At 67.7% G+C, this 12,213-nt stretch carries 10 protein-coding genes and 1 rRNA gene; 4 read left to right on the top strand and 7 right to left on the bottom strand.

The features are described from left to right. Positions 1 to 41: 41 nt before the first annotated feature. A 5S ribosomal RNA gene (rrf, locus tag ACNUDN_RS19400) occupies positions 42 to 155 on the top strand. Positions 156 to 267: 112 nt separating this feature from the next. Here rrf and ACNUDN_RS19395 read toward each other — a convergent pair. Together ACNUDN_RS19395 and ACNUDN_RS19390 are read right to left on the bottom strand one after the other, a co-directional pair. After that, positions 268 to 777 (bottom strand): methylated-DNA--[protein]-cysteine S-methyltransferase, encoded by a 510-nt coding sequence (locus ACNUDN_RS19395; RefSeq protein ID WP_419123407.1) that lies wholly within the window; start codon positions 775 to 777, stop codon positions 268 to 270. Next, a complete protein-coding gene (locus ACNUDN_RS19390) occupies positions 777 to 2,267 on the bottom strand; it encodes an AlkA N-terminal domain-containing protein (protein WP_419123406.1) in 1,491 nt (496 codons plus the stop codon). The genes ACNUDN_RS19395 and ACNUDN_RS19390 overlap by 1 nt, the downstream gene beginning before the upstream one ends. 200 nt (positions 2,268 to 2,467) lie before the next feature. On the opposite strand from ACNUDN_RS19390, the gene glsA reads away from it, so the two are divergent. Beyond that, entirely contained in the window at positions 2,468 to 3,763 is a 1,296-nt protein-coding gene (gene glsA, locus ACNUDN_RS19385) for a glutaminase A (RefSeq protein WP_419123405.1), read from the top strand. A gap of 6 nt (positions 3,764 to 3,769) precedes the next feature. Here the strand turns inward: glsA and ACNUDN_RS19380 are convergent, their stop codons facing one another. The 5 genes from ACNUDN_RS19380 to ACNUDN_RS19360 form a co-directional block, all read right to left on the bottom strand. After that, on the bottom strand, positions 3,770 to 4,702 hold the full coding sequence (locus ACNUDN_RS19380; protein WP_419123404.1) for a LysR family transcriptional regulator: 933 nt from the start codon (positions 4,700 to 4,702) through the stop codon (positions 3,770 to 3,772). Positions 4,703 to 4,735: 33 nt separating this feature from the next. Then, a complete protein-coding gene (locus tag ACNUDN_RS19375; RefSeq protein ID WP_419123403.1) occupies positions 4,736 to 7,069 on the bottom strand; it encodes a CaiB/BaiF CoA-transferase family protein in 2,334 nt (777 codons plus the stop codon). Positions 7,070 to 7,140: 71 nt separating this feature from the next. Beyond that, a complete protein-coding gene (locus ACNUDN_RS19370) occupies positions 7,141 to 8,334 on the bottom strand; it encodes an acyl-CoA dehydrogenase family protein (RefSeq protein ID WP_419123402.1) in 1,194 nt (397 codons plus the stop codon). Position 8,335: 1 nt separating this feature from the next. Then, positions 8,336 to 9,442, bottom strand: a complete 1,107-nt coding sequence (locus ACNUDN_RS19365; RefSeq protein ID WP_419123401.1) for an acyl-CoA dehydrogenase family protein — start codon at positions 9,440 to 9,442, stop codon at positions 8,336 to 8,338. 124 nt (positions 9,443 to 9,566) lie between these two features. Further along, positions 9,567 to 11,180, bottom strand: coding sequence for an adenylate/guanylate cyclase domain-containing protein (locus ACNUDN_RS19360; protein ID WP_419123400.1), 1,614 nt, complete (start codon positions 11,178 to 11,180; stop codon positions 9,567 to 9,569). Between the two features lie 45 nt (positions 11,181 to 11,225). Here ACNUDN_RS19360 and nucS point away from each other — a divergent pair, with 45 nt between their 5' ends. After that, on the top strand, positions 11,226 to 11,897 hold the full coding sequence (gene nucS, locus ACNUDN_RS19355; protein ID WP_419123399.1) for an endonuclease NucS: 672 nt from the start codon (positions 11,226 to 11,228) through the stop codon (positions 11,895 to 11,897). Next, on the top strand, positions 11,897 to 12,202 hold the full coding sequence (locus ACNUDN_RS19350) for an Rv1322 family protein (protein ID WP_419123398.1): 306 nt from the start codon (positions 11,897 to 11,899) through the stop codon (positions 12,200 to 12,202). The genes nucS and ACNUDN_RS19350 overlap by 1 nt, the downstream gene beginning before the upstream one ends. Positions 12,203 to 12,213: the final 11 nt, after the last annotated feature.

The following is a 12,213-nucleotide window of genomic DNA, read 5'->3' as shown; positions in this document are numbered from 1 at the left end:
CCACACCAACGGGGGACACTCAACAACGAGTGACATAAAGTTACGGCGGTACATAGCGGCAGGGAAACGCCCGGACCCATCCCGAACCCGGAAGCTAAGCCTGCCAGCGCCGATGATACTACCCACCCGGGTGGAAAAGTAGGACACCGCCGAACACAACCCAAGAAATCGCCCCCACACACCCGTGGGGGCGATTTCCATTCCCCACACAAATCCTAATTCAGTGGAAATGCCCCCAATTCGATTGGGGGCATTTGCGTTTCTCGCTCACTGGTCGAATAGCGTCGGGACGGCTGCCGGTGCGTGCATTCTCTCCAATCCGAGTAATTGCTTCTTTCGGTGCAGCCCGCCGCCGTATCCGGTCAGGCTGCCATTGGCACCGATAACCCGATGGCACGGAATGATGATTCCGATCGGGTTGTGACCATTGGCCAGGCCGACCGCGCGGGAGGCACCCGGGGCTTTGAGCTGTCTGGCTATCTGCCCGTAGGTAGCTGTCTCGCCGTAAGGAATCGTCAACAACGCCTCCCAGACCCGGCGTTGGAAAATCGTTCCGACCAACTGCAGATCCAGGTCGAATTCTTGGCGCCTGCCGTCGAAATACTCCTCCAACTGGGCGACCGCGTCGCAGAACGCCGAATCATCCCGTATCCAGTCGCGGCGGTCCGGCTCATAGGTCTGGTCCTCCATCCGCAGATGACCCAACCGTCCGTCCACGCCGGCCAGGGTCAGCTGCCCGACTGGACTGTCCATCGTCCGGTAGTGCACGGCGCTCATCATCTCTCCTTGGGGGGCCAGCGGTTCACCGAGTGGTCGAGTGCGGTCCACAGGTGCTGCGTCACGTAAGAGCGCCAGGGGCGCCACCGCTGGCTGTGATCGGCCAGGGCGCCCCGGGCCGACGGCAGTCCGACCTGCCCGGCGGCCGTCAGTACCCCGAGGTCGGTGGCGGGAAAGGCATCCGGATCGCCGAGTCCGCGCATCGCGATCATTTCCGTCGTCCAGGGCCCGATCCCCGGCAGCGCGAGCAACTGCACGCGAGCGGCGATCCGGTCGCATCCGGGATCCAGCACCACCGTGCCCTCGGCCAACGCGGCGACCAGCCCGGTCAGCGAGCGCTGCCGCGCCTTCGGGAAGGCGAGATGGCGGGGATCGATCTCGGAGAGCTCGGCGGCGGAGGGGAACACGTGCGTCAGGCGCCCGGCCGGATCCGCGATGGGTCGACCGTAGGCTGCCGCGAGCCGCCCGGCGTGGGTCCGTGCAGCCGCAACCGACACCTGCTGACCGAGCACCACCCGCATGGCGAGTTCGTGTTCGTCGACCGTCCGCGGTATCCGTTGGCCCGGTGCTTTCGCGACCAGAGCGGCGAGGTGTTCGTCTGCGCCGAGCGCACCGACGATCGCTTCCGGGTCGGCGTCGAGGTCGAGGAGTCGTCGGCACCGGGCGATTGCCGCGGCGAGGTCGCGGAACTCGTCGAGGATCAGACGGCACCGCACGTGGTCGGGATGCGGAGTCAAGCTGACGACGCCGCTGCCGTGCGGGAGTCGCAGCGTCCTGCGATACGCCCCGTCCCGGACCTCCTCCACCCCTGGCACGGCGCTGGCCGCCAGGTGACCGAACAATCCCTCGAAGGCGAACGGAGCCCGCACCGGCAGGCGCAAGGTCATCACCCCGGTTCCACGGCTGTCGCGGTCGTCGCCGAAACGTGTCCGCGCCCGGTGGCGCAGCATGGTGGGGGTCAGATCGCACACCGTCCGCACGGTGTCGTTGAACTGCCGGATGCTGGCGAACCCGGCAGCGAATGCCACGTCGCTGAACGGCATTTCGGTGGTTTCGATGAGCACCCGCGCCATCTGCGTGCGCTGGGCGCGCGCCAACGCAAGGGGGGTGGCACCGACTTCCGCCTGCGTCAGGCGCTCCAGTTGGCGAACCGTGTAACCCAGCCGGGCCGCCAAGCCACCCACCCCGTCACGATCCACGGTTCCGTCGGCGATGAGCCGCATGGCCCGCGCGACGATGTCCCCGCGCACATTCCACTCCGGAGAACCCGGCGAGGCATCCGGCCGGCACCGCTTGCAGGCGCGGAAACCGGCCTGCTGCGCGGCCGCAGCGGTCGGGTAGAACTTCAGATTACGGGCATACGGCGGACGGACCGGACAGCTCGGCCGGCAGTAGATCTTGGTGGTGAGCACCGCGGTGACGAACCAACCGTCGAACCGGGCATCCTTGGACTGCACGGCCCGGTAGCAGCGTTCGAAGTCGGTGTGCACCACCTGACGATGACACGTCGAGGCCGGCAGAACTAGCGGAAAAGCGACATGGCTGTCGGTGGACCTGGTTGTGGGTGGGCACCGTTGTGGGTGGACACCGTGGTCGTGCAGCGCGGCCGGCGACGCCGACCGACCCGGGCCCGCTCTGCCGGCGAACCGAGTGCGCGGTCTGCGGCCGACCAGCGCCTAAACTCCAGCACATGGCCGAACTGGTGCAACGTCACCTGGACCGCATCCGGGCCGAGCACGAGCACATCACCGCCGGCGAAGTGGCGGACTACATCCCCGAATTGGCCGGTGTCGACCCGGACACATTCGGAGTGGCGTTATCGACGTCGGACGGTTTCGTCTACGAATCTGGTGACTCTGCAATGGAATTCACTATTCAATCCATCTCCAAGCCGCTCACCTACGCGTTGGCGCTCGACCGCGCCGGACCGGCTGCAGTCGATGCGAGGGTCGGCGTCGAACCCTCCGGTGAGGCGTTCAACGAAATCAGCGTGGACGATGTCACGAAGATCCCCAAGAACCCGATGATCAACGCGGGAGCCATTGCGGCGGTGTCACTGATCCCGGCGACCTCACCGGACGCACGCTTCGAGGCGATCCGCGACTTCTACTCGGCGTGCATCGGACGCCGGCTCGAGCTCGACCGCGACGTCTACGCCTCGGAGAAGCGGACGGGAAGTCGCAACCGGGCCATCGGCTACATGCTGGAGAGCTTCGGGGTGCTCGACGACGATCCGGACGACGTGCTCGACGTGTACTACCGGCAGTGCTCGCTGCGGGTCACCAGCACCGACCTGGCCCGACTGGGTGCCACGTTGGCCCGCGGTGGCGTCAACCCGCTGACCGGTCGACGGGTGACCAGCGCTGCGGTGGTCAGACGCACGTTGTCGGTGATGGTCACCTGTGGCATGTACGACGCTGCCGGCGATTGGGTCAGCGCGGTGGGTATGCCCGCCAAGAGCGGTGTCGGCGGGGGGATCGTCGCGGTGCTGCCCGGGCAACTCGGCATCGGCGTCCACTCCCCGCGACTGGACAGCAAGGGAAACAGCGTGCGTGGTGTTCGGTTCTGCCGCAGTCTGTCCGAGCAGCTGGGCCTGCACTTCCTGACCGTTCCGCGGGACTCGCGAGCCACCCTGCGGGCGGTGTACGAAGCGCGCCCGGGCGTCCGCGTCTACCAGACACACGGCGATCTGCTGTTCAGCGGAGCCGAACAGGTCATCCGTGTCGCCGACCGGGAGCGGGACCGCTTCCGCGTCGCGATACTCGACGTGTCCCGTGTCGACGACATCGACGACACGGCACGAGCGATGCTCGCCGGGATGAGCGCTCAACTGAGCGCCGAGGGCAGGAAAGGTTACCTCGTCGACCCGGAACGCACGGTGGTCCGCGACGATGCCGACCTCGACGAGATCCGCTTCAGGTCGATCGAGGACGCGCTGGAGGCGGCGCAGACCTGGCTGGACCGTCGCGGGGCCGCCGGATCGTGACCGGGGTCAGGCGCCCCGGTGCACTGGCTCCAGCCGTGCGGCGATCTGATCGACGATCGCCTCGACTTCAGCGATCCGCTCGTGTACCCGGTCGGGCACCCAGGCCAGCGCGATCTCTGCGGGCGCCCAGGTGCTCTCGTCGATCGGGATGAGCGTGAACTCCGGCGGGGAGAAGATCCGCCCGATGAACGACTCGGGTGCGTAGCTGACCACGGCGACCAGATGCCGGTTGAAGACCTGGGTCGCCATCTCCACTTCGCCGCCCCGCTGGTTGGTGGTTCGCACGATGCGCTGCACCCCCTTGCGGTTGAGCCGGCGGGTCAGGCCCGCCAGGACCACCGGGTTGGGCCGCGCGAAGTCGATGGCCACCTCCCGGTCGCGGAGCTCTTCGATGGCGACCAGCTTCCTGGTGGCCAGCGGGTCGTCGAAGCGCACGGCGATACCGCCCTGGTAGCTGGCCACCACCTTGTGCCGGAGCCGACGATCGGTGGCAGGCAGGTGGATAAGACCCAGCTCGGCATGCCCGGCGATCAGCTTCGCGGTCACCTCGGCGGCCGAGCCCGGCACGCTGAACTCGGTCGCAGCGCTCAGCCTGGCCAGGGCCGCCTCCAGCTGACCGAGAAGATCAGACGGCGCATAGGCGGTGGCGTTCACCCGAATCGGTGCATGTCCACGCACCTCTACGCCGGCGGCCGCTTTGAACGCCTCGACCTGCCGCAGGATCTCCCGGGCCGGTCCCACCAGTCGTGCACCGAGCGGGCTGAGCCGCACCTCGTGGTAGCCGCGTTCGAAGAGGGCGCCGCCGAGCTCCTTTTCCAGCAGCCTGATCTGTTTACTCAGCGGCGGCGGGGTGATCATCAGCTTGTCGGCGGCGCGCTTGAAGTGCAGCTCGTCGGCAACGGCGACGAAGTACCGGAGCCTGGTGAAGTCGATGTCCATTCCTACACCGGCATGCTACGAGATGGTGCGAGGTCAGCGCGGCTCGACCGGATCCGGTTGCGGTGTCTCCAGTACTCCCCGCGTGTGCAGGTCCTCGATCTGCCTGGGGTCGAGCCCGAGAAGTTCCGTGGCGATCTGCGCGGTCTGCTCACCCAGCAACGGCGCCTGGCCCAGCGGCGGGTCGGCCACGTGATCACAATGGACCTGCACGTTCTCCAACATGAACGGCGCTGCTCCGTGCGGGTGCATCTCCTCCCGGAACGCCCGGCGCTGCTCGTAGTACCCCCAGCCGGGCAGCTCGTCGGCGTGCAGCACCGCCCCGGCCGGTACGCCCGAGGCCTGCAGTAGTTCCATTGCCTCCAAGTGGGGGTGCTGCGCGGTCCAGGCCCGCAGCGCATCGCCGATCGACCGATCGCCACCTCCGGTGAAACCGATGGCTTCGCCCAGCGCAGCCAGGTCGGCGTCGTCGCGTACGGTGACGACGATCCACCGGTCTTCACCCTGGGCCGGCAGGATCGCCGACCACGGGGACGGGTTCGGCTGCTCGGATCGGTGATGACCTGCGCGCAGCAGGGCATCGGCGGCGATGTCGGCGGCCAGATGGCTGAGCATCACCTCGGCCTGCGAGATGCTGGCGGTCCCCCCGGTGCCGGTGCGTTCGCGGCGCAGCAGCAGCGCCAGCGCGGCCAGGGTGCCGATGCGGGCCGCGACATGGTCCGGATACACGGTGACGGTGTCGCAGAAGGTGTCCGGCTCGCCCGGGTACACCCAGAGATTCGTGAAGCCGACGGCCGCACGCACCAGCGGCCCGTAACCCAGTCTTTGGGCCCAGGGGCCGGTGGGGCCGAAGGCCGAGCTGTCGACCACCACGATCTCGGGGTTGATCTCGCGCAGGGTCGCATAGTCCATACCCAGTGCGCCGGCCACGCCCGGCTTGAAGTTCGTCAGCACGATGTCGCTGTGCTCGACCAGGCGGTGGGCCAGGCTGCGGCCCTCCGGTGATCGCAGGTCGATGCCGATCGACCTCTTGTTGCGATAGCCGGCGGCGAGGGGCTGTGTCATCGACGTCGGTTTGCCGACCCGCAGGCCGTCCGGGTGCGCGGTGTGCTCGACCTTGACCACGTCGGCGCCCAGGTCGCCGAAGAGTCGCCCGGTGTCGGCTCCGACCACGATGACGCCGAGGTCGAGGACCCGGATACCCTCCAGCGGCCGGCCTTCGCCGGCGCGCTCTCGCTGCGCCAGAAGAGTTGCGCTGCGGATCCTTTCGGCCGGGACCGGCGGCACATCGAGCGCACTCGCCCGGCAGCCGTCGATCTCGCAGACGCCGGCCGGAACCGGCGCGACCACGCCCGGCGCCAACTCCACGTTGCGGAAAAAGCCGCGGGCGGTGAAGTGGTCGGCGGTGAGTGCCTCGGAGAGCGTCAGCACCGCGGCCGTCGGGACGCCGTTGGCCTGGCCCCGGGCCACGAGCTCGGCGCGGGTCTTGTCCGCACAGAATTGCGCGATCGCCTCGAGCAGCTGCGGTGACCGGAAGCGTTTACCCAGTTTGTCGTAGGAGGGATCGGCGAACTCGTCGGGGCGACCCATCAGATCGAACATGCCGTGCCATTGCCGTCGGGACAGGATGCAGATCCGCACATGTCCGTCCTTGCACGCGATGATCGGATAGCGTTGCCGCTCGGCGTTCCAGTCGCGCCGCTGAGCGCTGACCGCGACACCTGCCGACCCGATGCCCGCCGTGCCGAACGGCGGGTCGAGCGCCTGCATCGCCCCGTCGAGGACGGCGAAATCGATGAGGTCGCCCTCCCCGGTGCGCAACCGGTCCAGAAACAGGCTCAGCGTCATCACCGCTGCCTGCGCGGCGGCCACCTGGTAGGGCAGCTCGGCCGGTGGTACCAGCGGCTCCCGTCCCGGGATGCCCGATCGGGACAACTCGCTCGACAGTGCGTGCAGCACCGGTCCGCTGGCCTGCCAGTCGCGGTAGGCGTTGTCGCGTCCGAAGTCGCTGATCGACAGGATCACCAAAGCGGGGTGCTGGATGCGCAGATCGCGCACGGCCAGACTCGCCTCGGCGGCCGAACCCGGCACAGTGTTCTCGATGAGGATGTCGACGTCGCCGAGCAACCGGTCGAGCTGCTCACGGCCGTGGGCAGTCAGCGCGTCCACCTCCACCGTCGTCATCAGGTGACGATCGATGGCCGTGCCCACAGCGATCGGGCCGGGCGTCGAGCCACCGATCGAGCCGGGCGCCGGGACGGCGATCGGAACAAGGTGCGGACCGACCGCCTGGTCGCCGGTGATGCCGCGCAGTCGCAGGACCGACACCTCGGCGCCCAGGTCGGCGAACAGCCGTCCGACGGCCGTCATCGGACCGCAGGACGCATCCAGTATCCGGACACCGGCCAGTGGCGGGTCGTAGGTGGGATCGGTGATCTGGATCAGCTCCTGCGCGCCTGGCGGAACGGGATGTCGCGGTCGGTCTCGGGTTCCTTCGGCAGGCCGAGCACGCGTTCGCCGATGATATTGCGTTGAATCTGATCGGTACCGCCGCCGATCGAGGTGAAGAACGCGTTGAGGGTGAGAAAGTTGACGTCATCGGCCACCGGGTTCTCGGGGCCGGCGAGCAACGCCTGGGCGCCGATGATCTGCGTCTTCATCGCGGCCTCGCGGTGCAGGATCCGCGACATCGCGAGCTTGCCCAGTGACATGATCGGACTCGACGTCCCTTGTGCGGTAGCGGCTTTCGCGCGGGCATTGTTGAGCTTGTTGAGTTCCCGCATGGCCAGCGCAGAAGCCAGCTGATGACGCACGGCCGGGTCACCGAGTACCCCGTGCTCGCGTGCCAGGTCGATCAGGCTGTCGGCGCGACGATTTCGTGATCCGCGACCGCTGTCACCCATGATGGATCGCTCGTAGGCCAGTGCCGTCTGCAGTGCGCGCCAGCCGTTACCCGCGCCGCCCAGCAGATAGTCGTCGGACACCGTGGCGTCACTGATGAAGACTTCGTTGAAGTGGGATTCGCCGGTGATCTGCACCAGGGGGCGCACCTCGATACCGGCCTGCTTCATCGGCATGATGAACAGGCTCAGGCCTTGGTGTTTGGGCACATCCCAGTCGGTTCGCGCCAGCAGTAGTGCGTAGTCGGCGGTCTGTGCGCCCGACGTCCACACCTTCTGACCGGTGACCACCCACTGGTCATCCTGTTTGACCGCGGTGGTTCGCACACCGGCCAGGTCCGACCCGGCGCCGGGTTCGCTGTAGAGCAGGCAGGTGCGGGACCGCTCGACCAGGAAATCGCGCAGCAGGTCGTTCCTGAGCACGTCGGTGCCGAGCTTGAGCGTGGTGTTGGCGGGAATGTTGTACTTGTCCTGCCTGGCACCCGGTGCCTTGACCGCGGCGAACTCGTCGGCGATCACGTTGGCCAGGTGGTTGGGGTACCCGCGGCCGAACCACTCCACCGGATAGGTCGGTACGGCGTAGCCGGCGTCGAGAACCTTCTCCAACCAGGCGATCCGCCCGGGCGTGGACACCCACGGATCAGTGCTCTTGGGAAGCGGAGTCCAGTTGTCGCGCAACCAGTCCCGAACTTCACCGCGCAGCTCGTCGGCGTCGGGCAGGGCGGTGGTCGTCATCTCAGGCACCTTTCGAGGCGAGGTAGCGCTCGCGATGGGCACGCGTTCCGCCGAACAGCTGCAAACCGGTGCGGGCCCGCCGCAGAAACAGATGGGCCGGATGCTCCCAGGTGAACCCGATTCCCCCGTGCATCTGGATGGCGGCCATCGTGACGTTCTGGTAGGCCTCCGCGCAGACGAAGCCCGCCAAAGCGATTGCACCGTCGGACTCGTCGCTACGTGCCGCCTCCGGATCTGCAACCGCCGCGGCCGCGTGCTGGGCGGCCGAGGTCGCTGACTCGACGTCCAGGAGCAGATCGGCGGCCATGTGCTTGAGGGCCTGGAAACTGCCGATCGGGCGGCCGAACTGGATTCGGGTCTTCAGGTACTCGACGGTGATGTCGAATATCCGGCGGGCACCGCCGACCTGCTCGCCGGCCGACGCGATGATCGCGAAGTCGAGCGCCTGCTGAACGGCTTCCCAGTCGCCACTGCCGAGACGTCTGGCGGGTGTGTCGGCGAAGGCGAAGGTCGACAGGCGTACGGTGGGGTCGAAAACGGTTGCTGCGCACCGTTCGAACCCGGCGGCTGCGGGCGCCACCTGGTAGATCCCGACACCATCCGCACCGCGGGCCACCACCAGCACCACATCGGCGACCTGCCCCCACGTGACGAAGTGCGCGCTGCCGGTGAGATGGCCGCGGTCGTCCACCCGGACGTCGATACCTTCAGGTGTCCAGGTGCCGGAACTGCCTGTCACAGCCACGGTTCCGACGGAAGTGCCGTCGGCGAGCGCGGGCAGCAGTCGCTGCTTGTCGTCATCGGTGCCCGTCGCGTCGATGAGTGCGACGGTCAACACCGCGCTGGAGATGAACGGTGCGGCAAGCAGCGCCGCCCCGGTTTCTTCGGCGACCGCCTCGAGCTCCATAGCGCCGAAACCCAGCCCGTTGTACCGGTTGTCGACGAGCATTCCGAGCACGCCCTGATCCGCCAGCAGGGCCCACAACTGTCGGTCGAAGCCCTCGTCGGACTCCATTGCGCGGCGTACATCGGCCTCGGTGCACCGGTCGGCCAGCAGGTCGCGGACCGCGGTGCGCAACTGCGCGCGCTCGGCCACACTGATCGTCATCGTCGAACCGCCTCTCCTGGGTGGTCACCCCATGCTCGGTGCCGCCGGCGGCGTTGTACATCACCGATCGCGACATCCGCAGGTTTCCCGTTGCGACATGACCCTGTTCGGGGTCCCCGAGGGTTCAGGGTTCACCCGCCGGAGTCGCCAACCGCGTCGGTTGGTCGTGGCCGCGCAGTGTCACCGTCCGGCCCAGGGTCCAGTGCGCCTGTTCGGCTTCGTCGGCACCGGCGACCGCGTCGGCGGCGGCCACCAGCCGGTGCGGTTCGTTCTTGGCCAGTTCGCACAGCCGGGCGGCTTCGTTGACCGGTTCACCGATGACCGTGTATTCGAACCGTTGCTTGGCTCCGACATTGCCCGCCACCACCTGTCCGGCGGCGACACCGATGCCCGCCTGACATTCGGGTACCTCGGTACGCAACCGTCGCGCCATCGCCCGCGCCGCCGCCAACGCCTCGGCTTCGGCATCGGCCAGCGACACCGGTGCGCCGAACACCGCCAGCACGGCGTCGCCCTCGAACTTGTTCACCAGGCCGTGATGGTTGTCCACCTCGTCGACGACGACGTCGAAGAACCGGTTCAGCAGTTCCACGACCTCGACTGCCGGCCGGCTGGTGACCAGCTGGGTCGAACCGATGATGTCGACGAAGACGACGGCTGCATGGCGCTCCTCGCCGCCGAGTTGGAGACGTTCCTTTTCGGCGAGCGCGGCGACCTCCCGGCCCACGTGGCGGCCGAACAGGTCGCGGACCCGCTCGCGTTCGCGCAGCCCGGCAGCCATCGCATTGAAACCACGCTGCAGCTGCCCCAGCTCGGTGCCGTCGAACACCACCACGTTGGCGTCCAGGTCGCCGCGCTCCACCCGGTTCATCCCCGACCGGACCACCCTGACCGGGGTCACCGTGAGCCAGGACAGGATCCACATCAGGATGAACCCGAAGATCAGTGCGAAGGCTGCCAGGATCATCACGGCGACGGTGAACTGGGTGGGCGACAGATTGCGCTGGACCAGTGTGATCAAGGCGGCCAGAAAGATCCCCAGGACCGGCACGCCCGAACCGAGCGCCCAGACCAGCATCGTGCGTCCCATCAACCCGTCGGCGAACCGTCGCGGGGGCCGGCCGGCCTCCAGCGCCTGGGCGGCGACCGGGCGCAGCGCGAACTCGGTGAACAGGAAACAGCTCGCCGAGACCACGATGCCCGGGAAGCTGACTCCCAGCAGCAACTTGGGGATGAAGGCGCTGTCGTATGACCCGTACATGGCGGTGAGCACGACCGTGCCCAGACCCCACAGTGCCAACAGAACGCGGGTCAGCCGCCACGGCGCCAGAAAGGTGTTGTACTGGTCCTCGGCGGTCGGGCTGCGCTCCTCGATGGCCCACCGCACCTGGTTCATCACCCGGCGGGTGGCCCAGAACACGCCGACCACCAGCGCGGTCACCAGATACACCGGCACCACGATGAAGGAGATCCACGCGACCTCGGGCGCGAAGACGCTGGGGATGGGGAACGCGACGGTGATCACCAACGTCGCGACGCCGATGCCGATCAGGTTCGCGACGACGACGAACGTGGTCAGTATGATCTGGATCCGTATTCGTCGTCGGCGCTGGCTCTCCGAGACCCGGCCCAGGATCCACGACCCGTACTCGGGCGTCGACGATATCCGGCTGCTCTGCCTGGTCACACGTTCCAACACGCGGCCGAGTCGCTGCGCCGCCGTCCTGTTGCCGGTCATCGAGGCGTCAGCCTAGTGATCGCCGGTGGCGTTTAAGGTGGATCGGTGCGTCTCGTGATCGCCCAGTGCACGGTGGACTATGTCGGTCGGCTCACCGCACACCTGCCATCGGCCCGGCGGCTCTTGCTGTTCAAGGCCGACGGTTCGGTCAGTGTGCACGCCGACGACCGTGCCTACAAGCCGTTGAACTGGATGTCCCCGCCCTGTTGGATCGTCGAACAACCCGACGGGCAACCGCCGGTCTGGGTGGTCGAGAACAAGGCGGGCGAGCAGCTGCGCATCACGGTAGAGGCGATCGAGCACGACTCCAGCCACGAACTCGGCGTGGACCCGGGTCTGGTCAAGGACGGCGTGGAAGCTCATCTGCAGGCGCTGCTCGCCGAACACGTCGAGTTGCTCGGCGCCGGGTACACGTTGGTGCGTCGCGAGTACATGACCCCGATCGGTCCGGTGGATCTGCTGTGCCGTGACGAGCAGGGCCGCTCGGTGGCGGTGGAGATCAAGCGGCGTGGCGAGATCGACGGTGTCGAGCAGCTCACCCGATACCTGGAACTGCTCAACCGGGACTCGCTGCTGGCGCCGGTTGCGGGGGTGTTCGCTGCCCAGCAGATCAAACCGCAAGCCCGCACGCTGGCGACTGATCGCGGAATCCGTTGTGTGACACTGGATTACGACAAGATGCGGGGTATGGACAGCGACGAGTTCCGCCTGTTCTGATGGTGAGACGGCGCACGACGGCTAAGCGGACGGGTACGCGAAAGTCCCTCCGCGACCCCCTGCCCGCCGCGCCGCGTATCGAGGTGGGCGCCGACGGCGACGACTACGAAGTGCGCCAGGTGTCCGCGGCACGGGCGACCAAGGTATACCGGTGTCCGGGCTGCGACCACGAAATCAGGCCCGGCACAGCGCATCTGGTGGTTTGGCCGGCGCACGGACCGTCCGGCGTCGACGATCGGCGACACTGGCACACATCCTGCTGGTCCCACCGCGCCACGCGCGGCCCCACCCGGCGCTGGTCCTAGTCTCCGCGGTC

It is taken from the genome of Mycobacterium sp. smrl_JER01 (assembly GCF_048513595.2).
Classification (GTDB): domain Bacteria; phylum Actinomycetota; class Actinomycetes; order Mycobacteriales; family Mycobacteriaceae; genus Mycobacterium.
This window is presented reverse-complemented; position numbering and strand designations above follow the sequence as displayed.